Raw genomic sequence first — 26699 nt, 5'->3', positions numbered from 1 at the left:
GTCATTTTTGGGGCGAAATAATTTTTATAAAACATCTTCTAATTTTATAGAATTGGTGTGAAATCGAATAATAAATGCACGCTAATAGAGTCAGTGTGCAGTGTTGGCGTTAATTTTTAGATGGTTATCTTCACGTTATGAATAAACATATACCGAGTTGGGTATCGACATTTTCGTTGAGAACCCTATTGCTTTCACCCGTGGCCGTGACATTGGTGTTGTTTTCGTTTGCTTCGTTTTTTATCTACCACAAATTGGATGACGTAAAAGCTAAATCGGAATTTGTTGTACAGCGAGTAGACCGTACGGAGGCAGCAGCACAGGTCCAATATAGTTGGAACCAAGTGCGGATCATGACCCGAGATCTACTTAACAGCAGTGTTAAGGATATTCCGAAGCAAATGGATCAACTTGATGTCGAAGTGGCACGTTTGCTTGAAATTATTAACCGTGAGTTCTTGAACAGCCCGGGGACCTCCCAGCGTGTGAAGCAAGATATGCAGGATATTGCTCAGAACATACAGCAATACCGTAATTTGCTGGGGCAGAATGTTAATAACATCACGGTGATTGATCGTCAGTGGTGGGAGCAAACGCCTTATTTGTGGGGCCCGCTGTTCGAGATGAACAGCTCGCTGGATCAAAAAGTCGACCTTAATCAGCAGGAATGGCAGCCAGCTAGCTCTCAGTTAGTTGCAGATGTTGGTAAGTTTAATGCGCTATTGGCTCAAATCGTCTCTATCCGTTTATTGGAGCAAGATGATGACATGTTGGCGGCTCAGCATAGTGCGCAAGCTATTTTTAATAAATACAGTTATTTGCCTGAAGTTAAATCGTTTCAGGAGACGGTATTCCAGACTTGGGTAACCTCCGCACAGGTTATTGTCGGTGCGCTGCAGAAAAATACGATGGTGTCACAGCAACGAGACAAGGTTGCTGAAGATATTCGTGAGAGTATTTCTGATGTTATTGACTATAACCGTGAGCGTCGTCAAGAGGCCACGGAATCGAGTCTGAAGATGATTGATGATGTCATCCAGACTCAGACAGCCGCCTTGTTAGTTGCCATCACAATTGCTGTGTTATTTACGCTGTATATTATCCATAACGTGATTGCGATTTTCTCTCGATTGTCATCGTCACTTCATGCGATGGCAAGCAAAGACTTATCACATCGTACTGGTATAACCGGTAGCAATGAGCTGGCGAAGCTTGCCTTTGATATGGATGCTACCATTGCGACTATGTCATCAGTACTTGAAGGGGTAAGGGATCAGAGTAGTGAGGTGTCTTCGTCGTCGACTGAATTAGCGGCAGTGATGGTACAGAGTGCGGCTAATGCTGAAGAGCAGAGCATGCAAGTTGATCAAATTGCCACGGCGGTAACCGAAATGTCGAGCTCGTCTGAGTTGGTGGCAGCCTCGGCGAAAACGACGGAAACCAAAGCGGTTTCAGCAATGGCGGCCTGTAATGATGGCCAAGCTATCGTTGAGGAAAATAAGATCAGTGCCGAGCAATTGACAGTAGAGCTAGATGAAACGGCAGCCGTGGTCGGCAATCTTAAGCAGCGTTGCCACAGTATTAATGAAGTGGCCAATGTTATTAATAACATCTCTGAGCAGACCAACCTGCTAGCACTGAACGCGGCGATTGAGGCGGCGCGAGCTGGTGAGTTGGGACGTGGCTTTGCCGTGGTTGCGGATGAAGTGCGCGCACTGGCTGCGAAGACGCAGGACTCAACGGGCCATATTCAGACAATTATTACCGAGTTGCAGTCACAGTCTGATCTGGCACAGACCAAAGTTGATGACTGTTTGCAAAAAGTGTCTAGTGTTTATGAGTCGTCGCATAGTGCCGTAGGGAAATTGTCAGCAATCAATGGTGCAATCAGCGATATCAATAGCAGCGCGGCTGAGATGTCGGTTGCCGCTGATCAGCAGTCCCGTGCAGCTGAAGAGATCAGCGAATCGTTAAATGGTATCAAGGAAGCGATCGAGCAGAATGTTGCGGGTATTGATCAGTCAAGCCAAGCATCGACCTTCCTGTCTGAATTGGCTGAACGCCAGAGCCAGGTACTTAATTCGTTCAATCTGGCTCGTTAAGCTGAATATGAGCAAGGTGCCTCGTTGTGGTATGTATAGCAACAGCATGCTTTGCTTGAATGAATAATCCAAGCCCGGCACCTGTGAAATGTCGGGCTTTTTGTTAGTTTCACCTCACAGGATCACGCGGTTCAGCATATATGCTATGTGTTATCAGCGTTGAGAGAATGCGGCTTCTGGCGCTGTGATATGCGATGAGTGGTTCATTTTGAAAGCAGTGACATGGTTCAAATTGGCAAAACCTTGAACTGTGTCACCGTCTTTGCATGAAAAATTGATGAATCGCATAGTTATTGGCGTCAGGAGTGCATAATGTCGGGGTGTTCTGTTCCATAGAAGTTTAAGGTTACAAATATGTCTGATGTACCAGTTTCTGTTACCGCTGCTGCAGAGGTTGTTCAGCCTGTTGCTGAATCGTCTGGCTCTATCTGGGGCTATGTGGCAGGGGGTATTGCCTTGTTGGTGCTTGCTGGTATCTGGGGCTATAAGAAGATCAACAAACCTGCGTTTATTATTAATCAGGTACGTAAACGCAATATGAAAGAAATCAAGAAGCTGGGTATTGAAAACTCAGACTTCGTGGTTGATCTTGATAAGCTACTAGATTCCGTTTTGGAATTCGCCAACGAGAATGGCAAAAACGGCGGTGATGTAATTAAGCTGCTAGCACCAATGAATGACAGCAAGCGCATTAAAACGGCTCGCGATATGTATCAGGCAATGATTTACATTGCCAATGAAATCAAAGATGCCTCTCTTGCTCGTGAGTTCAAGAATAAATCCAAGCAGGTTAAAGCAAGCTCGCCGTTGATGGCTGGTCTGCTAAAGCGTGCGGGTATCTAACGTTTCGTTTGATGCTAAATTACAAAAACGGTGTTGTCCTTTGGACAGCACCGTTTTTTTATGCAGCGAGTAATGAAACCGGAACCCGCGGACAGGGTTATTGCTTCAGCTTGGCTTCGAGATCTTTTTTGACCATCTCAAGTGCAGATAGGGCAACTTTCGGATCGATTTCATTGCTTTCCAACAGATAGATGAGATCCACGGCCAGTTTGATGTCTTCTGGCGCGTTGTCTAATGGTGAAGTGGAATCAGAATTCATAGTAGAGCCTTTATAAGGTTGGTGTAACTGGAATGCCAAGCACATTCATGGCTGCATAGACGAGTTGGGCATGTAAGCTGACCAACTGCTGATGGTCGTGGCGGTAGCCGCCGCCGATAACTGCTGCGACAGGGATGCTTTCATCGAAACATTGGCCCAGCACCAGGAGATCACGCTGATAGATCCCTGCCTGGCAGACATCGAGATAGCCGAGTTCGTCGTCGCGGTGGATATCGACCCCTGCATCGTAGATGACGAGATCAGGCTGGTATTGCGCGATGGCTAGCTTGAGCAGGCTGCCGAAGGCGGTGAGGTAATCGTCGCTATTGGTATGGCTCGGAAGGGCTAAGTCCAAGGTTGAGCTTGGCTTGCGGGCTGGAAAGTTTTTTTCACCGTGAACGGAAAAGGTAATGATCTGTGGATCGTCTGCCAGCAAGGTAGCCGTACCGTCGCCGTGGTGTACATCGCAGTCGACGATCATCACCCTGTCGATACCTTCAAGGGTCAGTGCGTGTCTGGCGGCTAGCGCTAAGTCGTTAATAAGGCAGAAGCCACTGCCAAAATCACGATGGGCGTGATGGTAGCCACCGCTAAGATGTATGCATAGCCCGTGCTGCATCGCCTTCTCGATAGCCAGCCGAGTTCCCCCCGATGATAATTGTGTTCGTGTTATGAGTTGCTGGCTCCACGGAAAGCCGATCCGGCGCATTTTTGCGGCGGGTAGCTGGTTGCCGAATAACGCATCGATATAGTCGGGGCAGTGGAGTTGTTTGATCTCCGCAACGGCAATAGGCTCAGGCTCGTACAGGCGGATATCCTGCCGCTGGGCAATTTGGAGTTGCTCGCACAGGAACTGGTATAGGCGTCGATACTTGGTGATCGGATAACGATGCTCGGGAGGGAGCTCGAGATCGGAATAAATAGGGTGGTAGACGAGTGGCAGCACTAGTGTTTTCTCTCTTGCTGGCCAATCGCCTTCTCAATTTTTACTAATGCTGCGCGGCAGCGGTTAAGTCGCCCTTCGTATGCCAGTACGGCTTGCTGGAGCTGTTGGCGTTCTGATGGGCTGGTCGTGCGGCTTAGCAGCATTTCCTTGTCACGCAGGGTATCGGCCAGGCGTCGTTCCCACTCTTGGTGCTGTGCTAAATCCTGATAGAGCTGCTGCACGGGTTTGCGCCAGCCCTGGCGGGGCTTGGGTTCATTTTTGCGGATTTGCTGGGTCGCCAACTCACGCTGAATAGCTTGAATTTGGGCAACGATTTTCTCACAGACATGCTGGGTGCGGCTTGCCAGCAGGTGACCGGTAAGCTGCTCTCGGTTCAGAGCTTGGATTTCATTGCGGATTTCATTCACACAAGGTGCTAGCAGCTTGCTCCTGCTGCGGAAGAGGTGTTCGTCGAAAAGTGGCCGGGCGGCTTCTCCCCGCGTTTTGTCAACGAGGGTGGCTTGGGCGGAAAGGTCGGCAACCAATGCCTCCAGGCGCTGTAGATCTTTCATTGTTGCTCCTGCTGAGGATCAGAACCAGGCTTGCCAAGCCAGTTTGGCGGCAAGGATGATAACCACGGTAACGAATACTGGCCTGATGAATTTTGCCCCGAATCGAATCGCAGAGTGCGCGCCGATATAGGCACCTAGCATCAGGCAGATCCCCATCGTCAGGCCCAGAGTGATATTGATATGGCCGAGTATGGCAAATGTTACCAGTGATGTCAGGTTGCTGGTGAAATTCATCGCTTTGGCCAAGCCTGATGCCATCAGAATATCAAGTCGGTAAAGTATCATATTCGATACGGTCCAGAATGCGCCTGTGCCTGGGCCGGCGAGGCCATCATAGAACCCTAGCACGGTTCCTTGCAGGCATTGCTTACGCACAAGCTTCGGACATACCTCTGGTAGCTGGTGGCTTTCTCCTTTGGGATGGGGATGCCAGATGGTATAGATAGCGGCAGCAAGAATCACAAGTGGCAGGGCTTTTTCTAGCCATTCTGTGCTGATCCAGTTCACCACCAAGGTGCCGATTATGGCACCTAGCAAAGTGGCTATAAATGAATAGAGCCAAAAACGCGGAGAGAAAAGTTGTTTGCGGTAGTAAGTCCAAGCGGCGGTAGACGAAGCAAAGGTTGCCGCGAGTTTATTAGTACCTAGGGCAATATGCGGTGGCAGACCGATAGATAACAGGGCCGGGACGGTCAGCATTCCGCCCCCGCCTGCGACGGCATCAATGAAACCGGCCAGTAACGCCACGAGGCCGAGCACGATTAGCATGCTCGGTTCAATCATCTCAATCATGGTTGTTGTTTTGTCTCGGTCCTATTGCGGTCTATTCAATGACGCGTTTGAAAGGGGGCAGTGAATCTAGCAATGCCTTGCCATATCGACGGGTGAGTATCCGCCGATCAAGCAGTACGACTCTACCAGAATCTTCTTCTTTTCGCAGTAGTCGTCCTACCGACTGGATCAGCTTCTTACTGGCTTCGGGAACTGAAATCTGCAGGAATGGATTGCCCCCACGGCTTTCGATATATTCGGCATGCGCTTCTTCTACCGGTGAGGTCGGAACCGCAAAAGGGATCTTAGTGATAATAAGGTTGGTTAATAAATTACCCGGTAAATCAAGTCCTTCAGAGAAGCTTCCCGTGCCAAATAGTATACTGGTTTTGCCGTTTTCACAGTTCTCTTTATGTTTTTTTAGAATAATGTGACGGGATTCATCCCCTTGGACCAGCAGCTCCCAGCGGTTCTTGACCGCTAACGGACGCAGCTTGTCGGCAACTTGGTTCATTTGCCAATAAGAGGAAAACAGCACTAAGCTGGCTGTCTCGTCTTCAAGGTATTCGGGTAGCTTGTCGATAAGCAGATCGGTAAAGCGTTCGGCCTGAGGCTCTAATGGCATCGCGGGGATCACCAGCCTCGCATTGTTCTGGTAATCGAACGGTGATGCAAGAGCAAGGAAGCGGGTTGCCTGTTTTTCGAAAATGCCAGCTTGACGACAGAAGTAGTCAAACTGGTTGAGGGCGCGCATGGTTGCCGATACCAAGATTGAACCTACCGCCCGGCTCCACAAGAGCTGGTCAAGGCGATGGCCGACTTCCAATGGTGATACCTCGACAATGTAGTCGTTGTCGCGTTCGGGGCTTTTCTCCAGCCAGCGTGCCAGCGGGGCGCCTTTGTCCTTGTTTGGTTGGGCCATTAGGTTCCAGACCTTTTCAAGGTTTTCCAAGCGCTGGAGGTAGAACCCAGATTCGGCCAGTGCCGGTTCGGCAAGGCGGGCGGGTACTTCGTTGTCTTTGTGGCGCTCGCTGATCAGATCATGGATTTTTCCCAGTGACTGCAGGGCCTTCTTGCTGGCTTCTTTGAGTCCTTTGGCTTCTTCTTCCAACCATGCCGGTAATTCGCCGTGTTCGAAGCGGTAGATACCGTCTTGGTTGAACATGGCAGGATCGATTGCCCCAGCCATTTGCCGTAGCGCCGGGATCAGCACGGCAATGTTTTCGTTGAGGCTGGTCTGGAAGCGGCCTGACTTTTTGTAGTCAGCCACTTCGGCCAGCTTGCCGACGGATTGGTTGAGCTTTTCGAGCCAGTTGGCAGCCCCTTTCAGGCTGGCCGCCGCGGACGAAAAGTCACGGGCAACTTGAGGCAGGTGATGGGCCTCGTCGATGACGTAGATGGTTTTTTCGGGTTCAGGTAAGATGACCCCGCCGCCGAGCTCTAGGTCTGCCATCAGCAGGGCGTGGTTGGCAATAATGACATCGGCTTTTTCGAGGTGTTCACGGGCCTTGGCGAACGGGCAATCACGATGTTTCGGCATACCAGCGTGGCAGCTGTGTTTATCGGCCACGATTTGGCCCCACACCCGGTCGGGGATAGCGGTTGGCCAGCTGTCGCGGTCACCGTCCCATTTCTGGCTTTCTTTGGCCTTCAGCATACGCCTTAAAAGTTCTAAATCAGACTTTTTAGGTTTTTCTTCCCATAACCCAACCTGCTGATTTTCCTCGTTGCTGCAGCTTGCTTCCAGTTTATGGTTGCAGCAATAACGTTGGCGGCCCTTTGCCAGAATAAAACTGAATTCTTTGGGATAGATACGATTGAACAACGGCAGGTCTTTGTTGATCAGCTGTTCTTGAAGGGCAACGGTTGCCGTAGAGATCAACACTTTTTTATTGTTGAAAACAGCATACGGGATGGCCCCAATCAAATAGGAAAGGGATTTGCCGATACCGGTGCCTGCCTCAGCCACCAACATTCGGTGTTTCGGATCGTACTCGCCCCCCAATGTCTTGGCTATTTCGGCGACCAGATAGTTCTGAGCCCGTCTGGGAATAAAGTTATCGAGCTGGTTGCTGAGGTTTTCGTAGCATTGCTTGATATCACGCTTTATCTGGTCTTGTAACATATCTGAAACATCATAAGGGCAAGGAGCGGCATTATAGCACGAACTTCTGAATGTGATGTCGGGCAGATTCTGGCATTTTTTTGCGCAAAAATGAGAAATAACTCACGAAATCATATTGAACTCTTTTTCATTGCTACTTACGGAGGCACTTTTCTACATAAGTTTGCTAATGCTCTAAAAGGTATTAGTAAAGTGGTTTTTTGCTCTGTTTTTGATTTCAGATGTAATATTTAATTCTGTTATTTCATGTTGTTAAAAAATATATTGAGTTACTCACTCCATTAAAACAGTGCTCAATTGATAAGCCGAGTGTGACCTAACTCATTGATTTGTAATTTTTTTGATGTTTTTTTATTTTCGGTTTAGATAATTTGACATGTAGAGGATTCTTCTGTCAGGATGAGCTCCACAAATTTCTGGCTTTTGGGATTATTTATTGATCTTTATGTTTATAAAGTATTGAAGGTAACCCGAAGTAACAAAGAAAAAGGAATTCTGGAAACAGGGATTCCAGTCTAAATAAGAAAAGGCAGTGGATATCATGAAAAAGACTCTTCTAGCACTATCTGTACTAGCAGCAGGTTCTGCACAAGCTGGCATCAACCTATACGATGCAAACGGCGTAACTGTTGACCTATCTGGTGCAGCAGAAGTTCAGTACCTACAACCAATTCAAGACAAGAACAGCGGCGATGATGCTGGTATTCACCTTGATGATGGTGATCTACAACTAAACACTACTATCGCTATCGCTGACGGCCTAAACGCTGTTGCTGGTATCGGTTTCAAGTTTGAAGATTCTGATGTAACTAGCGACAAGCTATTCGTTGGTCTAGGTGGTGATTTCGGTACTATGACTTTCGGTCGTCAGCTATACATCTCTGATGATATGGGTATCGGTAAAGACTACGAGCTAGGCTTCAGCCAGATCGACTTCGTTCAAACTGAAGGTAACGAAGCAATCAAATACGTATTCGACAACGGTCAGTTCTACTTCGGTTTGACTCACGATATCGATGCGGCTGCTGAAATTGCAAAAGACAATGCTTCTGACTTCCTAAACGGCGACGGTACTGTAACTGACGCACGTCTAGGCGCACGTTTCGGTGACTTCGACGTACGTGGTTACTACTACACTGCTGACGATCTTGGCACTACTGACGTTGATGCATTCAACCTAGAAGCTGAGTACGTAATGGGTGCATTCGCATTCGCTGCGTCTTACGGTAACGTTGAGTACACTAACTCTGCAAACAGCGCAGTAGAAACTGACGTTGACGTATTTGAAATCAACGGTGCTTACACTCTAGGCAAGAACACTTTTGCTCTAGGTTACAACCGTGCAGATGCTGACGTTAAGAACGGTGGCCAGTACATCACTAACAACGGCACTACTGACAACGTATACGCTAACGTAACTCACCAGCTTCACAGCAACGTGAAAGTATACGGTGAACTAGGCTGGGCTGACCAAGACGGCGCTGACCTAGACCTAGGTTACCTAGTAGGTATGGAAGTTAAGTTCTAATTGCTGTTGCAATTGGCTAAATACTTCTAAAAAGCCGCCCGTTTGGGCGGCTTTTTGCTATTCTGGCCGAGCTTGTATAGAGCAAATTGCGATTCCATGAATGATTTGAGCGGCTGGTTTAAATGCTGTCGTTAGATGATTGATTGAATCGGTATTAATAGATCAGGCACACATTGAAAGAGTAGGGGAAGCGATAATGAACAAATGGCTGATGACGATGGGATTGCTGGCATTGCCGGTAATGACGCAAGCAGGCGAGTTGGCGGCTGGAAACAATATCAAGCTATTGGTTGTTGATGGCAAGAAAGTACAATCGTCGTTCTGGTCTGAAACCAGCACAGTTAACCTGCCTGCTGGCAAGCATCAGGTTGTCGTCCAGTTTGACGGTGAAGTGAAAGACGGTTCGAAAACCCGCATTTTCACTACACGTCCTTATCTGTTTGAGCTTGATGTACCTAAGCAGGATGCGACGATTACTTTGCCACGCCTGTCGACGATTTCTCAGGCCAAGGCCTATTTCCAGCGAGGCCCTGAGTGGTCATTAGAGCTGGCTGACGGAACGTCTCGCACTTTGGATTATGTTGAGCTACAAGGCAAAGGGCTGGCAGCGTACAGTGATATGGAAGCCTTGGTGGCTGATTACAATCGGGAGCATGGCATTACCTTTGAAGAAGGTTATGCGGTGGATCTGGAAGAAACCGTTGTGGAAGTGACCGAGAAAGGCGAAGTCAATATTACCGGTGATGCGTTGGCCCAGCTTAAATTGTGGTACAGCAAAGCTAATGCCGAAGAGAAAGCAGCCTTTGAACAGTGGGTGAAAACTCAGGCTGGGCTATAAGCCAAGCTCTCACACACGGCAGAATGGACCGTGATGCACTGGCCGCTTTTCATTGGCTGGGCGTAATAACAGACAATAGGCGGGTTATCCCGCTTATTGTTTTTGTACCCGCGACTTAGTTATGGTGGTAGCGGTTGTGTTCACGGCAATCGTGACAGCGGGGCTGAGCCGGATCTTGTTCTAGATCTGCATGGGCAATTTCCTCTTCGCAGTCAGCACAAAGGCCGTACATGCCGAGTTTGCCAGAGCATACGGCAGCATCAACGCGCTCCATCCTCACTGCCAGATCGAACAGGTTTGGAATAAAGGACGATTTTGCCATCAGGATCAACTCACTGAGTTCTGCCTTGTCGATAGCCGCAGAAGACGGAACTAAGGTATTGAGCAGCAACTCTTGTTTGATCTCTTGCGACAAGGAGAGATGCTCTTGTTCTAGTCGTTGCTGAAATTCGCTGTAAGCAATGTCTGATGTAGTCATAAAGTCATCTTTTCAATTGTCGATTCAATCAAGTCTATGACGATTCTTGCATTTGGCAGTGATTTGAATCAAATAAAGTTGGGGTTGTTGCAGAATACCCGTAATTTCTATCGGTTTTTGCGCACTGTTTTATCCGTTATAGTTGTTCTGAAGGTATCTCTGGGGCTGGTAGAGCCCGCTAAAAGTCACAATGAAAGGATGCATGTAATGGATAAGGATTTTAAAGACCCGTATAGCGTTAAATACTTTTTGGGGTTTCTGCTGGTTCTCTGCCTGCCAACCTTACCGGCCAGCTTGACATGGCTGGGGCTTCTCTCCTAACTGATTTCTCATTCAAAGCCTGTTCGGGTCATTTCCCCCTGCCTGTACAGGCTCGTTCTTTTCGGTGCCCATCTTGAGATAGGGTATAATTTATAGTACGCAGGTTATCTCAAGATATAGAGCTCTCTTGGAAATGGACGTGATGAAAGACATTGGTTGGCGAGTGATAATATGCTGAAAAAAACGGCATTGATATGTTGTGGCTGGTTATGTATTGCTTTGGGTGCACTCGGCGCCTTTTTACCCTTGCTGCCGACCACTCCCTTTTTGTTACTGGCAAGTGGTTGTTTTATGCGAGGCTCGCCAAGGTTGAACCATTGGCTTAATCACCATCCGCGCTTTGGGCCGGTGTTGCAAAATTGGCATCAGCACGGTGCAATATCACCAATGGTCAAAAAACGAGCCAATGTAATGATTGTGCTGAGTTTTTTTATTTCCATTTGTCTTGTTCCTCAACTTTGGCACAAAGGGTTGTTATGCGTTGTCATGACGATACTGCTGGTATGGTTCAACCGCCTTCCTGTGCGGGATAATCCTGAAAATAACTATTCTTCTTAGCTCTTGCTTGTTTTTGATCATGCTATCCGGTGCTGATTCTTGCTCCGAGGCGTGAAAGTCACTACTATTTGAACCGGTTTTTTTAACGGCCATGCTGTGCTGTCGTGCAGGCGCCGTTTCACTCACTATGCCCGGACGATTAGAGGGCACGGAAAACGATAATGACTCAAGAAAAGCTCGCGTTAATTAAAAACAGTATCAAATCAATCCCTGACTACCCAAAACCTGGCATCCTGTTCCGTGATGTGACCAGCCTGATGGAAGATCCGGCTGCGTACCGTGCGACAATGCAAGTGTTGGTCGAGCAGTACAAAGACAAGGGCATCACTAAGGTGATTGGTACTGAAGCGCGTGGTTTCCTGTTCGGTGCCCCGTTAGCACTTGAACTGGGTGTTGGCTTTGTACCTGTTCGTAAGCCGGGTAAGCTGCCTCGCGAAGTGATTGGCGAGAGCTATGCACTTGAATATGGTGAAGATACGCTTGAAATTCACACTGACGCTATCAGTGAGGGTGATAAGGTTCTATTGGTTGATGATCTGCTGGCGACTGGCGGTACGATTGAGGCAACGACTAAACTGGTTCGCCGTCTGGGCGGTATCGTAGAAGATGCGGCGTTTGTTATTAACCTGCCTGATATCGGTGGCGAAGCTCGTCTACAAGGTCTTGGCCTGAACGTTTTCAGCATTTGTGATTTTGACGGCCACTAATCGTCGTATCCCCCAGTAACTGCTGGCTAATCATTGGGCGCTCGTTGGGGCGCCCTCTCGCCCCCGATCCCTCCCTGTGCTAGCATTGAGTTCTTGATTCTGTAAGGTTAGAAAACATGAGTTATCAGGTTCTGGCTCGTAAATGGCGACCGCACCAGTTTGGGGATGTCGTCGGCCAATCCCATGTGTTAACGGCATTGGAAAATGCCTTGGCCCATAATCGCCTGCACCATGCCTATTTGTTCAGCGGTACGCGCGGTGTGGGTAAAACAACCATTGCCCGTATTTTTGCAAAAGGCCTGAACTGTGAGCAGGGGATCACTGCGTCACCTTGCGGTCAGTGCGAAACCTGCAAAGAGATCGACGAAGGTCGATTTGTCGATCTGTTAGAGATCGATGCCGCCTCTCGCACCAAGGTTGAGGATACGCGCGAGCTGCTTGATAACGTTCAGTACAAGCCAACCCGTGGTCGATTCAAAGTTTACTTGATCGACGAAGTCCACATGTTGTCGCGTCATAGTTTCAACGCCTTGCTGAAGACGCTCGAAGAGCCGCCGGAGTATGTGAAGTTCATACTGGCAACGACCGATCCGCAAAAACTGCCGGTGACTATTTTGTCGCGCTGTTTGCAGTTCCACCTCAAGCACCTTGATAGTGGTCAGATCCAGTCGCAGCTTGAGCGAGTTCTGACACAGGAGCAGGTTACTTTTGAGCCTCGTGCGTTGGGGTTGCTTGCCCGTGCTGCCGAGGGCAGCATGCGTGATGCCCTTAGCCTCGCTGATCAGGCCATCGCCTTGGGTAATGGTCAGGTTGGTGTTCAGGCCGTATCCGAGATGCTGGGTACGCTCAATACCGAACAGGCGCTGTATTTGCTCGAGTCTATCGCGCAGGGGCAGGCTGAGCCGGCAATGGCATGTTTGCGTGAGCTGGCCGAGGTTGGAGTGGAGTGGGATAGCCTGCTACGTGAGTTGGCCACCCAGTTGCACCGTGTGGCTATGTTCCAGGCCCTGCCAGCAACGCTGGATGAGTCAGCCCCTGATGCCGAGCGGATCAGCTTGCTTGGCAGCCAGATCTCGCCGCAGGAAGTGCAGTTGCATTACCAGATTGCCTTGCAAGGGCGTCAGGATTTGGCCTTTGCTCCAGATGGCCGTACCGGACTTGAAATGGTGCTGCTGCGAATGCTGGCTTTCCGTCCGGTAGCGGTATCTGCAATCAGCCCGCAGCCGGTTGATGTCCCTGCTGTACAGCCTCCGCCGACCGCTATGGGCGCTGTATCTGCGCCCACCCAGCCATCTCAAGTTCCGGCAGGACAGGGGATGCAACGGGTTCAGGCGCTCAAGGCTCAGATGAACAATGGCCAAGTACAGGGTGCTCCGGTTAGTAGTGCTACAGCAAATGGTGCTACAGCCAATAATGTTCCGGCAAATAGTGCGCCGCACCAGAATGGCGGTTATTCGGAGCCGGCACCGCAGCCGATGGCTGGTTCGGGCTATGGTGAGCCACCCCTTTCGCAGCCAGCCGGCCATGAGGCGGGTTATCAGGTTTCGCCCGCGCAACCCCAGTATCAGCAGCCGTTGCAACAGCAACAGCCGCAACAACCACCCATGCAGCAGCCACATGCTCCATCGGATGTAAGTCCGGCGCAACCAGAGGCGCGCCCGGCTTCTGCGGCATCAGGATTGCTTGCCGCTCGAAACAAACTGCGCAGCCAAACCAAGCGTGATGGTGGCGCAGAGCCGCAGAGCCCAAAAAAGTCTGAACCGGTACCGGCTAAAAAAGTCGCCAGCAGTGTCCTAGACCGTATTGCCACTCGGCAAAGTACGCGTCCGGGTACAGTTAACCCTGCGATGCCAGTACCGGGATCCATCGTGCCTGAGTCAGAGAATTGTGCGGCAACGGATCAGTCAGAGGAGTACCAATGGCGACCGATGCTGGCCGTGGAAGAGGACATCGTGGCCGATGTGGCTCCGGCTGAACTGAAACAGGCGCTTGAGCATGAAAAGACACCTGAAATGGTGAAAGTGCTTGTCAATGAAGCGGCAAATCAGGATAGTTGGTCGGATTGGGTAACTAAGCTCAATGTAGGGCGAATGGTACAGCAATTGGCGCTGAACTCGTCCTTTGAGCGAAATGGTGGGCAGGTGACATTGTGTCTGAGACCGTCTCAGAAGCATCTGGACACCCCGAAAGCCCGCGAGCATTTGACACAGGCTCTGGCTGATTTGCTTGGCGAGGCTGTAACTGTTGAGATTGAATTAAGTGATAGGGGGCGCTCGCCGCTGGAATGGCGCGAGGCTCTCTATCAAGAGAAACTGGATCAGGCTCGGGCTAGCCTCAAGTCTGATTCTAACGTGAACTTTATCTGTCAGCGCTTTGCTGCTGTACTCGATGAAGATAGCGTAAGACCCTTATAGATTAACCAGACCACAGAGAGAGAAGATATGTTTGGTAAAGGCGGCATGGCTAACATGATGAAGCAAGCGCAGCAGATGCAAGAGCGCATGCAGAAGATGCAAGAAGAAATTGCAAACATGGAAGTAACTGGCGAGTCTGGCGCAGGCCTGGTAAAAGTGACTTTGACTGGTAGCCACAGCGTGCGTCGTGTTGAGCTGGATGACAGCTTGATGGAAGACGACAAAGATATGCTAGAAGATTTGATTGCTGCGGCTTTCAATGACGCGGCACGTCGTATTGAAGAAGCGCAGAAGGAAAAGATGGCGAGCGTAACAGGCGGTATGAACCTGCCTGCTGGCTTTAAGATGCCATTCTAATAAATGCGGACCAGTCACTTACTGGAACAATTAATGGAGGCCTTGCGTTGCCTGACTGGGGTTGGCCCCAAGTCGGCGCAGCGCATGGCCTTCAGTTTGTTGCAGCGAAATCGTCAGGGCGGGCTGCAATTGGCCGAGGCCTTGAATCGGGCTATGACGGATATTGGTCATTGCCGCGACTGTCGTACGTTTACCGAAGAAGAGGTTTGCGCAATCTGTGCCAACCCGCGTCGTCAGGAGAATGGCCAGATCTGTGTGGTGGAATCACCGGCAGATATTGTCGCGGTGGAAGCGACAGGGCAGTTTTCCGGCCGTTATTTCGTATTGATGGGACACCTGTCGCCGCTTGATGGCATTGGCCCGTCTGATATCGGGCTCGATACCCTTGAGTTCCGGATGCAGAACGAGCTGATCAGTGAGGTGATCCTTGCCACAAACCCAACGGTAGAAGGCGAGGCAACCGCGCATTATATTGCTGAGCTATGCCAGGAATATGATGTTGAAGCGACCCGGATCGCCCACGGCGTTCCGGTCGGTGGGGAATTGGAACTGGTAGACGGTACAACCTTGTCTCATTCTCTGGCCGGGCGACACAAACTCTATTGAGTGTTCCGTTTAGGCTGATATATTTTCTAAAACGCCAGCAAATAATATTGCTGGCGTTTTTTTGTTTTTTATTTCTATGTTGTTGTTTGTTTTTATTTGTCCGTGTGATTTTTAGATGTTTTGGAAATTTAGAGGGTAATTTAGATTTTATAATCAGTTGTTTTCTAATAATAACTATTTAAATATTCTTTAATGAAACTTTTGTTTCTAACTGTTTGTTTTCATGTCTTAAATATTGTTAAGGCCACGGTGTTGGCCATCTCGGATTGGTCAATTTAAATGAATGATTTCGCTTTTACGGGCGTTTTTTATTTGTCGATGAGGCCGCCGTAGAGGAAACAAAAATAAACAATATAGCGTTTCCCGCTCAGTGACGAGCAAAGGAAACAATTAGGAGTGAACATGAAAAAAACAGTAGTAGCAGCCGTTATCGGTTCTGTGATCGCCAGTGCATCAGCAATGGCCGCCGAGGTCTATAAGTCTGATGATATGTCCGTGAGTGTTTACGGTAACTTGCGTGCCCGCTATGAAACCACGGACAACGGTGTCATGGGCGCGGATAGCACATTTACGGGGGAAGGTACGGAGCTCGGCCTTAACATGACCTATTTCATGCCGAATAACATGTATGTCAACGGTGATGTGCTCAAAGAGTTTAATATCATTCCTGAAGATGGCGATGGTTTTGACGACTCTGACTTCTTGAAGTTTGGATCGGTCGCGATCGGTGGTGATTTCGGTGAGTTCCGTATCGGTCGTATGTCTGCGGTACAGGATACCCTGGCTGGTCAGTATGATATTACCTGGGAGTACGGCGGCACGGCGAACATTAAAGAGGACTGGGCTGCGACCGATCGCCTGACCAACGGTCTTCAATACAAGATTGACGTGCAGAACTTCACGATTATGGCTCAGTACCACACCGGTGATGAGGGTATTGATGCCTCGGGTGCGGCGAACCCAGACAAAGGCGAACTCGGCATTGATCAGGCTTATGCCCTCGGTGTGGCATGGAATGCTGATTTCGGTCTTGGTTTGTCTGGTACTTACACCCAATCCGAGCGTACTGAGAGAAGTATTTACGGTGATGATACCGATACGTCTTGGACGCTGAACGCCACTTATGAGTACAAAGCGCTGTCCTTGGCGGCGATGTATGCCGACTATGACTTTGCCGGTGATGAGAAGACCGGTATTGGTGCAACGGCCCGCTATGATCTGCCAATGGGTGTCGGCCTGTACGGTGTCTACGACTATGTCGATTACGATACCAAAGACAACAAGCTGAACCAGTACACCATTGGTGCCGATTACTGGCTGACCAACCAGGTTGTCTCTTATGTTGAATACGCCGACATGAGCTTTGATGACGAGAAGACGGCGCTGGATGGCGAGAAAATGCTAGATGACAACGCCTTTACTATCGGTATGCGTCTGTACTTCTAATCGTTGTATTTCGATATCTGTGCCGCCTGTTAGCAGGTGTTAGAAATCGCTTGTGTTTTAATGAAATAAACTTGCTAGATTGTTCATTGTGTTGGGGGGAAACCGTATGGTTTCCCCCCTTTTTTATGTTTGGCGAGCAAAGGGGGCGCTATAGCGAATAGAGAATGGTTGAGCCGTAAGTTAGGCCGGTGAGCAGAATGGATTTCTGGTTAAGGATATCGACACGGCGGCTCTGTTGGGCATCCATCCTGAATACTTGCTTGATCAGGTTCAGGTCATTGGGCTTGAAGTCCTTATTTTGCCCTGAGGTGATGTCTTTGAATTCTTTGGGTTCGGTCTGCAGGTAACTACCGCTGATATCCCAGTTTCCCGACTCGGAAATATGCAGGGTCAGCGGTTGGTTCTCATCGCTGTAGAGCTTCATCAGGGTGACGCGGGAATAGGTGTTGTTTGGTAGGTAGACGACATGGCTGGTTTGTTCCACCTTGCGCAGCATACCAAGCTCTTCTAGTTCGGTGGGTTTGATACGGCTGATGGTATTGGATTGCCATTCGCGGGACATTAGCAGCTGCGCTTGTTTGTAGTCGCTGTAGTTATAGAGCCAGAGACTGAAAATGATAGAGACGCCTAGCAGGATAAATGCCCAATATTTGGCGATGAACTGCTTGATAGGGCGTGATGAGCTCATTACTGACATAGTTCGGTATGATCCTTATCGCTGGTCAACAGGCGTAGCGTGACATTTTCATTCGGGGCGGCGGCGGAGTGAACGTAGTTCAGCCACAGCTGACTGTTTTGGCCTCCGGTCGCAATCACTTTTACCGGCCGTTTTTCGTTTGGATGATTCTGGATATATGAGTGAATACACTGCGAGACCAGATTTTCCCATTGGAAAACATCAGGATGGCTTTGTGGGATCTCAACGGGTACGCCTTTTATGGTTGCCAGCTGGGTGAAGGCCTGCGATGTTTTGGGCATCATGAAATTGACGCTAAGCGGGATAACCAAGGCCAGGATCAGTGCTATGCCGTTGAGCATGGCTGAGAGCGACGACGGTGCCTTGGGGCTGACTTTCGGACGTCCTGTTGGCGTTGGGGTCACTGGTGCTGTTGCGGTCGGTTCGGCCTCGCTGGTGTGGCAGGGCTCAGCCTCCGGTTGTTTGTTGTCAGGGGTATATTCATCCTGCGGGCCGATCTCGGTATCCGTAGCGGCTGGGGTGGACTGCTGCACCACGGTGGCGATCATCTGGTAGCCGCGTTTTGGCACGGTTTTGATGAACTCTGGCGATTTCGTTGAATCTTTGAGGGCTTTGCGCAGTGTGGAGATCGCCTGGGTCAGGCTTGAGTCGTCGACTTCGAACCCTTGTTCGCGCCAGACAAAATCGTGGAGGCGAGAGCGGCTAATAATGGCACCGGGATCTTCGATAAGCAGGCTAAGGGCTCGGCTTTCGTTGCTGCCAAGGCGCGTCAGTTCGTCATTTTCCAATTGGTCAATGAGGCTGTTGTCATAGGGGTCAAACAAAAAGCGCTGACCAATCAAAAATTTATTTTCTAACTTGTTCATTGTTTTAGCGTCAAAGGTCTAAAATCGAATGCCTTTATAGCATTTTCTGCCTGAATATCCTCTGAATATTAAAAATTAAAAAATACGCTGAAAAAAGGCGGGAAAAGCTAAATTGACCTTTTTAGGTTGAAATCATAAATCTAGGCCATATGTATATCAAAGAACATACAGGGAAGCCCGCCAACGTGTGCTGCGAGGCTTCTCGTTAAATTGGTTGATATAGTTTCGGAGTCGAAATGAGCGAACAAGCTATCCACAAGAATAAGGAAACCCGTGGTTTTCAGTCAGAAGTAAAACAGCTGCTGCAACTGATGATCCATTCTCTCTATTCGAACAAGGAGATTTTTCTTCGCGAATTGATTTCTAACGCATCGGATGCGGCGGACAAGCTGCGATTCCGTGCGTTGTCCCAGCCTGACTTGTATCAGGGCGATGCAGATCTCGGGGTTAAACTATCATTCAATGCCGAAGCTGGCACCTTGACGATCAGCGACAACGGTATCGGGATGAGCCGTGAGGATGTTATCGAGCACCTTGGTACTATTGCTAAGTCGGGAACGAAAGATTTCTTTGCCAAGCTGAGCGAAGAAGAGTCCAAAGATTCGCAGCTGATTGGCCAGTTTGGTGTTGGCTTCTATTCTGCCTTCATCGTTGCCGACAAAGTCACCGTTGTGACCCGCGCGGCCGGTGCGCCAGCTGAACAAGCTGTCAGCTGGGAATCGACCGGTGAAGGTGAGTACACCCTAGAGGACGTTGAGAAAGCCGGTCGCGGTACCGACATTACCCTTCACCTGCGCGAGGACGAGAAAGAGTTCCTGAGCGAGTACCGCCTGCGAGATATCGTCGGTAAGTATTCTGATCACATTGGTATCCCAGTGCATATCCAGACCATCGAACGTGATGAGGACGGCAAGGAAACCGGGCGCAAGTGGGAGCAGATCAACAAGGCACAAGCCCTGTGGACCCGCAACAAGGCCGATATCAGCGATGAAGAGTACAAAGAATTCTATAATCATGTCTCGCACGATTTTGCTGAGCCACTGGTATGGAGCCATAACCGCGTCGAAGGTAAGCAGGACTACACCAGCCTTCTTTATATCCCGTCGAAAGCACCTTGGGATTTGTACAACCGCGATGCCAAGCACGGTCTGAAATTGTACGTACAGCGCGTCTTCATTATGGACGATGCAGAGCAGTTCATGCCGTCATACCTGCGTTTCATGCGCGGCCTGATTGACTCAAACGATCTGCCATTGAACGTTTCCCGCGAAATCCTGCAGGACAACAAGGTCACCCAGTCGCTGCGCAAGGCCTGTACCAAGCGTGCGCTGAGCATGATGGAGCGTCTTGCCAATAATGATGCCGAGAAGTACCAGACGCTGTGGAACGAGTTTGGCCAAGTGCTGAAAGAAGGTCCGGTAGAAGATTTTGCCAACCGCGAGAAAGTCGCCAAGCTGTTGCGTTTCAGCTCGACCCACAACGAGACTCAAGAGCAGACGGTTTCGTTGGCTGACTATATCGGTCGAATGAAAGAAGGTCAGGATAAGATTTACTTCCTGACTGCCGATAGCTTCACCGCGGCGAAGAATAGCCCGCACCTTGAGCAATTCCGCAGCAAGGGCATTGAAGTACTGTTGATGTTTGATCGCATCGATGAGTGGCTGATGGGCCACCTGCCAGAATTTGATGGCAAGGCCTTCCAGGCGATCACCAAGGCAGATCTGGATCTGACTCAGTTTGAAGACGAGGCAGAGAAAGAAAAGCAAAAGGAAACAGAAGAGGCCTTTAAATCGGTTGTTGAACGCACCGCCACTTACCTTGGCGATCGTGTGAAGGAAGTACGTACGACGTTCAAGCTGAAAGATACGCCAGCGGTTGTGGTGACCGATGAAAACGAAATGGGCACTCAGATGGCGAAGTTGCTGGCGGCTGCCGGTCACGATGCACCGGAAGTGAATTATATTTTCGAGTTGAACCCACAGCACCCATTGGTGAGCAAGATGGCCGACGAGGCCGACGAGGTGGTGTTTGGCCAGTGGGTTGAAATGCTGCTGGGTCAGGCAATGCTGGCTGAGAAGGGCAGCATGGACGATCCTTCTCAATTCTTGGCTGCGGTGAATAAGCTTCTAGCGTAAAATCGTACGAAACGAGCAGGCGGGCTTCCGGTTATATCCGGTACCCGCCTGTTTGAATCAAAAGGTATGCTGATAACGCATGCAATGTCTCTTGGCAGCAGTGCCGGGGTTGCGGCGCATGGCTAATCAGTGTATTTTTCACTTCTTTGAACACTCCATTCAAATCTAAGGGGAACAAGATGCGCATCATTCTTCTGGGCGCTCCAGGTGCAGGTAAAGGTACTCAGGCACAATTCATCATGGAGAAATTTGGTATTCCACAAATTTCTACTGGCGACATGCTACGTGCAGCAATCAAGGCGGGTACTGAGCTAGGCAAACAAGCTAAATCCGTTATCGATGCTGGCCAACTAGTGTCTGACGACATCATCCTAGGCTTGGTTAAAGAGCGTATTGCTGAAGACGACTGTGCTAAAGGCTTCCTGCTAGACGGTTTCCCTCGTACGATCCCTCAGGCTGATGGCCTAAAAGAGATCGGTGTAGACGTTGATTACGTTATCGAATTCGATGTTGCCGACGATGTGATCGTTGAGCGCATGGCGGGCCGTCGTGCTCACCTGCCTTCAGGCCGTACTTACCACACTGTTTACAACCCACCTAAGGTTGAAGGCAAAGATGACGTGACTGGCGAAGACCTTGTTATCCGTGAAGATGACAAAGAAGAGACAGTACGTGCACGCCTAGGTGTATACCACAACCAGACTGCTCCGCTGATTGCTTACTACGGCAAAGAAGCTGAAGCTGGCAAGACTAAGTACCTGAAATTTGACGGTACTCAGCCTGTTGCAGCGGTAAGCGCAGAGCTGGAAAAAGCCCTAGCTTAATATAAGCTGGCAATATGATGAGAAGCGGGCTGTCCCTTGGGGCAGCCCGTTTTTTATTGCGCAGATACCAAGACATAATTGATTGATTACTATTGTCATTAGGGCTATTGTCTCTAGGTAGAGCCGACAGCGAAGGATGACTATGAGCGAAGCAAGCACATTACATGATAACAATAAGCCGCCGTTCGGAGTGTTGTTGGTCAACCTCGGTACGCCGGATGAGGCGACGCCTGCCGGGGTGAAGCGTTTTTTGTCTGAATTTCTCCATGATCACCGGGTGGTCGATATGACGCGGTGGCTATGGTGCCCTATATTACACGGGGTTATTTTGCCCGTTCGGGCACCGAAGGTGGCCAAGTTGTACCAGTCAGTATGGATGGATGGCGGCTCGCCGCTGATGGTCTATTCACTGCGCCAGCAACAACAACTTGCAAAGGCCTTAGGCGTACCGGTGGCATTGGGAATGACCTATGGCAGTCCGTCGATTGAAGCTGGCCTCGATCAACTGAGGCAGCAAGGCTGCCAGCGGGTGCTGGTATTGCCGCTATATCCGCAGTATTCGCGTACCACCACGGCCGCGGTATTCGATAAGGTAGCCAAGGTGCTCAAGGCTAGGGCGGATCTGCCAGAGCTGCGGTTTGTTAACCAGTACTATGATCACCCTGAGTATATTGCCGCGTTGGCCGGTTCGGTGACTGATTTTTGGCAGCAGCACGGTGAGCCGGATTATTTGCTGTGCTCTTACCATGGGATCCCGAAACGTTATGCTGACAATGGTGACCCGTATCCGCATCATTGTGAGGCGACAACGGCGATGCTGGCCGAGGCATTGGCAATACCGCAGGACAAGATGAGTATGAGCTACCAGTCGATCTTCGGTCGAGAGGAGTGGCTCAAGCCCTATACCGAAGCGACGATTCGCGAGCTAGCACAAAAAGGCATCAAGCGACTTGATGTGATTTGCCCTGCTTTTTCAGTTGATTGCCTTGAAACACTCGAGGAGATCGCGGAAGGATGTCGGGAAGTGTTCCTTGAGGCTGGGGGAGAGGCATTTAATTTGATCCCATGCCTCAATGACAGCCCTGCCCACATAACCGTGATGGAAAAGCTAGTGGCTCAGCATTCGCAAGGATGGTGAGTATCCTGCGGGCGGTGTGGCACAGGTTTGGCGCGCTGTACGTATAAGTTTCCTCTAATTTGAAAAAGCTCTCACTGCATGTGAGAGCTTTTGCTTTTCTGTTCTATATTCTGTGATAGAATTCGCAAAAATTTCTCTACAGAAAGCTCATTGACATGAAATTTCCAGGCCAACGTAAATCAAAGCATTACTTTCCAGTACATGCACGCGATCCACTTTTGAGTCAATTCAAACAAGAAAAGCGACTTGCCCGTACCCACATTGTCGGTATTGACCAGACTCTGGTTGATATTGAGGCGTGCGTGGAAGATGAATTCCTGGAGCGCTATGAGCTCAGCAAAGGTCACTCTTTGGTGATCACTGATGAGAAAGCCGAAGCCCTGTATCAGGAGCTGAAGGAAAAAGCCTTGGTTAGCCATGAGTTTGCTGGTGGCACCATCGGTAATACCCTACACAACTATTCAGTGCTGGCTGACGACAAATCTGTACTGCTAGGCGTAATGAGCAAGGATATCGAGATTGGCAGCTATGCCTACCGTTATCTATGCAATACATCAAGCCGCATGGATATGAACTTCCTGCAGCCAGTGCATGGTCCAATCGGTCGTTGCTTCGCGCTGATCACCAAAGATGGTGAGCGTACTTTCGCAATCAACGAAGGTTTGATGAACCAGCTTCATCCCGATAGCATTCCAGAGTCTGTTTTCGAAAATGCATCAGCATTGGTGCTGACAGCCTACTTGGTTCGTTGCAAGGAAGGCGACCCAATGCCGGAAGCAACCATGCGCGCGATTGAATTTGCTAAGAAGTACGATGTGCCGGTTGTTCTGACTCTGGGCACCAAGTTCGTGATTGCAGATGATCCGCAGTGGTGGCGCGACTTCCTTCGCGACAACGTGACCGTTGTGGCCATGAACGAGGACGAAGCAGAGGCGCTGACCGGTGAAACCGATCCGCTGCTAGCGGCAACCAAGACGCTTGACTGGGTTGACTTGGTTCTGTGTACGGCGGGTCCTGTTGGCCTTTACACGGCGGGTTATACTGACGATGGCGCCAAGCGCGAAACAAGTCTGCCGCTGCTGCCGGGTGAAATTCCAGAGTTCAACCGCTACGAATTCAGCCGACCAATGCTGAAGAGCGAGTGTGAGACTCCGCTGAAGGTTTACTCTCACATTGCACCTTATATGGGTGGCCCTGAGCGTATTAAGAACACCAATGGCGCGGGTGATGGTGCATTGTCAGCTCTGTTGCATGACATGTCTGCTAACCGTTACCACAGAGAGAATGTACCGAAGTCGAGCAAGCATCATTACAACTTCCTGACTTATTCGTCGTTCTCACAGATTTGTCTGTACTCAAACCGTGTAAGTTACGAAGTGCTTGCCCAGCATTCACCTCGTCTGTCACGCGGCTTGCCTGAGCGCGAAGACAGCCTGGAAGAGGCATACTGGGAGCGTTAAGCGACGCTCTGTTGTATCTATGTCAAAAACCACCGAAAGGTGGTTTTTTTATGCCTGTAATATCAGTGTTATCAGCTTAACTTTCTGATTTTCAATGGTAAATTTTGTTTTCTGAGTTTTAGTAAAATATTGTGGTGACTTTTTAGCAAAAAATCCTGTCGTGGTGGCATTTTTTTCCTACGCTTAATTGGCAGTATTTACAATAAGGAGACGTTGTATATGCGAAATTATGCAGTGGTAATGGCATGTTTGTTGGCCGCTTTGGGGTCAACGCAGGTACAGGCAAAAGCAGAATTGCCTGAGGGGACTCAGGAATTTGGCTTGCAGGGTAGTTTGGACTTGGACTATGTGGATGATTACCTGTTTGTTCTCAATACATCATACGGTTACTTTATCTATGATGATTGGGAAATTGGTGCGGTGCTGGATATTAATATGAGCGATAGCACCCAGCAGTTCCAGATAGGGGGCTTTACCGAATATAACTTCACCAATTCGACAGATTGGGTACCGTATGTCGGGGCGGCAGCCCAATTGGCCAACTTGTCTGGTGATGACGGTGATTTCGATTTTGATTTCGAGGATGTTACCGCGCTCAATATCAAATTAGCCGCCGGGGTAAAATACTTCATTAATCCTCATGTGGCGATCAGTGCCGAGGTGAATTACAACATCTCGACCGATGATATCAATGTGACCAAAGACGGGGTGGAAGACAGCTTTACCCGGTTTATCTTTGGTACGCGCTTTTACTTTTAAGTTATCCCCTTATATCGAACGAGAAAGCGAGAGCCAAGGCTCTCGCTTCTGTTATGGATTAACCGGTATTGCTTAGGATTTTTGATATGCCTCGTTGTGAACTGCGGCAATCGCACGTCCGGACGGATCGGCACTGTTCTTGAAGCTCTCATCCCATTCTATGGCCTTGGCACTTGAACAGGCAATCGAGGGCCCGCCTGGTACGCATTTTGCGGCATCTTCTAACGGGAACAGTTCTTCGAAGATTTCACGATAGACATAAGCCTCTTTGGTTGTCGGCGTGTTGTAAGGGAAACGGAACTTGGCCGTCTCAAGCTGCTGGTCACTGACTTTGGCGGCTGCCACCTCTTTGAGTGTATCGATCCAGCTGTAACCTACACCGTCCGAGAACTGCTCCTTTTGGCGCCATGCAACGGATTCTGGCAGATAATGGCCGAAGCATTCGCGGATAATATGTTTTTCCATCTTGCCGTTGCCGCACATCTTGTCCTCGGGGTTGAGGCGCATAGCGACTTCCAAGAACTCCTTGTCAAGGAAAGGAACGCGCGCTTCGATCCCCCAAGCTGCCATTGACTTGTTGGCGCGGGCACAGTCGAACATGTTCAGCGCCAGTAGCTTGCGTACGGTTTCCTCATGGAACTCCTTGGCATTCGGCGCCTTGTGGAAATACAGGTAACCGCCGAAGACCTCGTCAGCCCCTTCGCCAGACAGTACCATTTTGATCCCCATCGCGCGGATCTTGCGCGACATCAAGTACATCGGGGTCGAGGCGCGGATAGTTGTCACATCATAGGTCTCGATGTGGTAGATCACATCACGGATAGCATCCAGACCTTCTTGGATGGTATACGTCAGCTCATGGTGGACGGTGCCGATGTGATCGGCCACGACCTTGGCCGCTTTTAGATCCGGGGCACCTTCGAGACCAATAGCAAACGAGTGTAGCGTCGGCCACCATGCCTGGGTTTTTTCATCATCTTCGATACGACGGGCTGCAAATTTCTTGGTAATGGCTGAAATTACCGAGGAATCAAGGCCACCGGAGAGCAATACGCCGTATGGGACATCAGTCATCAACTGGCGTTTCACCGCACTTTCTAAGGCATCGGTAAGTGCAATTTTGTCAGTCTTGGCATCGGCCACTGTATCGAAATCCATCCAATCGCGCTTGTAGTAACGCACCGGCTCGCCTTTCTTGCTCCATAGGAAATGGCCAGGAGGGAACTCTGAAATGGTTTTGCATACTGGTACCAGAGCCTTCATCTCCGAGGCGACATAGTAGTTACCATGTTCATCGTGGCCATGGTAAAGCGGGATGATACCAATATGATCTCGGCCGATCAGGTATGCGTCTTCAGCCTCGTCATAGAGAATAAAACCGAAGATACCGTTGAGGTAGTCAAGTAGCTCCGGGCCTTTCTCTTTATAGAGAGCCAAGATGATTTCACAGTCTGACTCCGTCTGGAAAGGGTAGTCTGGTGCGAATTCCGCGCGCAGTTCTTTATGGTTGTAGATTTCACCATTGACGGCAAGGGCGTGGGATTTGTCGGCGTTGTACAGGGGCTGTTCACCGCTGTTCAGGTCGACAATGGCCAGACGCTCATGCACCAGGATGGCTTTGTCTGATGAATAAATCCCAGACCAGTCCGGGCCGCGGTGGCGCATTTTTTTCGACATCTCCAGTGCGGTTTCACGCAGCGCGGTGGCATCGGTTTTTATATCTAGAATCCCAAATACTGAACACATACTTGCTTCCCCAATCGTCAAATTCTGCAAATCGTCAATTTCATGACCAGCTACAGGCGGTAGGGGATCCATGATGTTGATAGATCCCGGCCCGTACTGCGCCGGTTTGCTGTTAATTGTTAAAATTGCGTATTCGTCAGTGAAATGCAACCCATGGGATTAATTCGATAAACAAAATAGCCATGTGATGAATATTTTCCATTTATTTTGAAAATAAATGAATT

Annotated in this window: 24 protein-coding genes; 15 read left to right on the top strand and 9 right to left on the bottom strand. The window is 49.6% G+C overall.

Annotation, left to right across the window (positions count from 1 at the left end; translation table 11 throughout):
* Window positions 1-137 precede the first annotated feature (137 nt).
* Window positions 138-2102 (top strand): methyl-accepting chemotaxis protein, encoded by a 1965-nt coding sequence (locus tag ACSF8X_RS13640; protein ID WP_500850225.1) that lies wholly within the window; start codon window positions 138-140, stop codon window positions 2100-2102.
* Between the two features lie 354 nt (window positions 2103-2456).
* Complete coding sequence (locus tag ACSF8X_RS13635) at window positions 2457-2945, top strand: hypothetical protein (protein WP_047877378.1); 489 nt, start codon at window positions 2457-2459, stop codon at window positions 2943-2945.
* 97 nt (window positions 2946-3042) lie between these two features.
* Here ACSF8X_RS13635 and rsmS read toward each other — a convergent pair whose 3' ends face one another.
* The 5 genes from rsmS to dinG are packed head-to-tail and all read right to left on the bottom strand — an operon-like array spanning window position 3043 to window position 7597.
* The gene (rsmS, locus tag ACSF8X_RS13630; protein WP_047877377.1) at window positions 3043-3204 is read right to left on the bottom strand and encodes a pleiotropic regulatory protein RsmS; all 162 of its coding nucleotides are present in this window, start codon (window positions 3202-3204) and stop codon (window positions 3043-3045) included.
* Between the two features lie 10 nt (window positions 3205-3214).
* Complete coding sequence (locus ACSF8X_RS13625; protein ID WP_500850224.1) at window positions 3215-4150, bottom strand: histone deacetylase family protein; 936 nt, start codon at window positions 4148-4150, stop codon at window positions 3215-3217.
* Window positions 4150-4701, bottom strand: coding sequence for a primosomal replication protein (locus ACSF8X_RS13620; RefSeq protein ID WP_047877375.1), 552 nt, complete (start codon window positions 4699-4701; stop codon window positions 4150-4152). The genes ACSF8X_RS13625 and ACSF8X_RS13620 overlap by 1 nt, the downstream gene beginning before the upstream one ends.
* A gap of 18 nt (window positions 4702-4719) precedes the next feature.
* On the bottom strand, window positions 4720-5493 hold the full coding sequence (locus ACSF8X_RS13615; RefSeq protein ID WP_500850223.1) for a sulfite exporter TauE/SafE family protein: 774 nt from the start codon (window positions 5491-5493) through the stop codon (window positions 4720-4722).
* A gap of 31 nt (window positions 5494-5524) precedes the next feature.
* Entirely contained in the window at window positions 5525-7597 is a 2073-nt protein-coding gene (gene dinG / locus ACSF8X_RS13610) for an ATP-dependent DNA helicase DinG (protein WP_500850222.1), read from the bottom strand.
* A gap of 541 nt (window positions 7598-8138) precedes the next feature.
* On the opposite strand from dinG, the gene ACSF8X_RS13605 reads away from it, so the two are divergent.
* Window positions 8139-9125: a porin gene (locus ACSF8X_RS13605; protein WP_500850221.1), complete on the top strand. Its 987-nt coding sequence runs from the start codon at window positions 8139-8141 to the stop codon at window positions 9123-9125.
* A 196-nt stretch (window positions 9126-9321) separates the two neighbouring features.
* The gene (locus tag ACSF8X_RS13600) at window positions 9322-9963 is read left to right on the top strand and encodes a YccT family protein (RefSeq protein WP_047877371.1); all 642 of its coding nucleotides are present in this window, start codon (window positions 9322-9324) and stop codon (window positions 9961-9963) included.
* 115 nt (window positions 9964-10078) lie between these two features.
* Here ACSF8X_RS13600 and ACSF8X_RS13595 read toward each other — a convergent pair whose 3' ends face one another.
* Window positions 10079-10441 carry a TraR/DksA C4-type zinc finger protein gene (locus tag ACSF8X_RS13595; RefSeq protein ID WP_047877370.1) on the bottom strand — a complete coding sequence of 121 codons (363 nt, stop codon included), beginning with the start codon at window positions 10439-10441 and terminating at the stop codon, window positions 10079-10081.
* A 492-nt stretch (window positions 10442-10933) separates the two neighbouring features.
* Between ACSF8X_RS13595 and ACSF8X_RS13590 the strand changes: the two genes are divergently transcribed.
* The 6 genes from ACSF8X_RS13590 (at window position 10934) to ACSF8X_RS13565 (ending at window position 16850) form a co-directional block, all read left to right on the top strand.
* Window positions 10934-11320, top strand: a complete 387-nt coding sequence (locus ACSF8X_RS13590; RefSeq protein WP_047877369.1) for a YbaN family protein — start codon at window positions 10934-10936, stop codon at window positions 11318-11320.
* 161 nt (window positions 11321-11481) lie between these two features.
* Entirely contained in the window at window positions 11482-12027 is a 546-nt protein-coding gene (gene apt, locus ACSF8X_RS13585; RefSeq protein ID WP_047877368.1) for an adenine phosphoribosyltransferase, read from the top strand.
* Between the two features lie 116 nt (window positions 12028-12143).
* Window positions 12144-14441: a DNA polymerase III subunit gamma/tau gene (gene dnaX / locus ACSF8X_RS13580; RefSeq protein ID WP_500850220.1), complete on the top strand. Its 2298-nt coding sequence runs from the start codon at window positions 12144-12146 to the stop codon at window positions 14439-14441.
* A 27-nt stretch (window positions 14442-14468) separates the two neighbouring features.
* On the top strand, window positions 14469-14798 hold the full coding sequence (locus ACSF8X_RS13575) for a YbaB/EbfC family nucleoid-associated protein (RefSeq protein WP_047877366.1): 330 nt from the start codon (window positions 14469-14471) through the stop codon (window positions 14796-14798).
* Between the two features lie 3 nt (window positions 14799-14801).
* Window positions 14802-15404 (top strand): recombination mediator RecR, encoded by a 603-nt coding sequence (gene recR, locus ACSF8X_RS13570; RefSeq protein ID WP_500850219.1) that lies wholly within the window; start codon window positions 14802-14804, stop codon window positions 15402-15404.
* A 402-nt stretch (window positions 15405-15806) separates the two neighbouring features.
* Window positions 15807-16850 (top strand): porin, encoded by a 1044-nt coding sequence (locus ACSF8X_RS13565; protein ID WP_500850218.1) that lies wholly within the window; start codon window positions 15807-15809, stop codon window positions 16848-16850.
* Window positions 16851-16998: 148 nt separating this feature from the next.
* On the opposite strand, the gene ACSF8X_RS13560 is transcribed toward ACSF8X_RS13565, so the two are convergent.
* Both ACSF8X_RS13560 and ACSF8X_RS13555 read right to left on the bottom strand, forming a co-directional pair.
* Window positions 16999-17547, bottom strand: a complete 549-nt coding sequence (locus ACSF8X_RS13560) for a regulatory protein ToxS (RefSeq protein WP_053062364.1) — start codon at window positions 17545-17547, stop codon at window positions 16999-17001.
* The gene (locus tag ACSF8X_RS13555; protein ID WP_500850217.1) at window positions 17538-18413 is read right to left on the bottom strand and encodes a winged helix-turn-helix domain-containing protein; all 876 of its coding nucleotides are present in this window, start codon (window positions 18411-18413) and stop codon (window positions 17538-17540) included. The genes ACSF8X_RS13560 and ACSF8X_RS13555 overlap by 10 nt, the downstream gene beginning before the upstream one ends.
* Before the next feature lie 236 nt (window positions 18414-18649).
* Here ACSF8X_RS13555 and htpG point away from each other — a divergent pair, with 236 nt between their 5' ends.
* The 5 genes from htpG (at window position 18650) to ACSF8X_RS13530 (ending at window position 24729) form a co-directional block, all read left to right on the top strand.
* Entirely contained in the window at window positions 18650-20548 is a 1899-nt protein-coding gene (htpG, locus tag ACSF8X_RS13550) for a molecular chaperone HtpG (RefSeq protein WP_047877361.1), read from the top strand.
* Window positions 20549-20727: 179 nt separating this feature from the next.
* Complete coding sequence (gene adk / locus ACSF8X_RS13545; protein ID WP_047877360.1) at window positions 20728-21372, top strand: adenylate kinase; 645 nt, start codon at window positions 20728-20730, stop codon at window positions 21370-21372.
* 142 nt (window positions 21373-21514) lie between these two features.
* Window positions 21515-22510 (top strand): ferrochelatase, encoded by a 996-nt coding sequence (hemH, locus tag ACSF8X_RS13540; RefSeq protein WP_047877359.1) that lies wholly within the window; start codon window positions 21515-21517, stop codon window positions 22508-22510.
* A gap of 155 nt (window positions 22511-22665) precedes the next feature.
* On the top strand, window positions 22666-23970 hold the full coding sequence (locus ACSF8X_RS13535; RefSeq protein ID WP_047877358.1) for an inosine/guanosine kinase: 1305 nt from the start codon (window positions 22666-22668) through the stop codon (window positions 23968-23970).
* 219 nt (window positions 23971-24189) lie between these two features.
* Window positions 24190-24729, top strand: coding sequence for an outer membrane beta-barrel protein (locus tag ACSF8X_RS13530; protein ID WP_500850216.1), 540 nt, complete (start codon window positions 24190-24192; stop codon window positions 24727-24729).
* A gap of 72 nt (window positions 24730-24801) precedes the next feature.
* On the opposite strand, the gene asnB is transcribed toward ACSF8X_RS13530, so the two are convergent.
* The gene (gene asnB / locus ACSF8X_RS13525) at window positions 24802-26475 is read right to left on the bottom strand and encodes an asparagine synthase B (protein ID WP_500850215.1); all 1674 of its coding nucleotides are present in this window, start codon (window positions 26473-26475) and stop codon (window positions 24802-24804) included.
* Between the last annotated feature and the right edge of the window lie 224 nt (window positions 26476-26699).

The sequence above is a fragment of the Photobacterium panuliri genome (genome assembly GCF_059920555.1).
The sequence above is the reverse complement of the archived record's forward strand: the minus strand, read 5'-3'. Positions and strand labels throughout refer to the sequence as shown.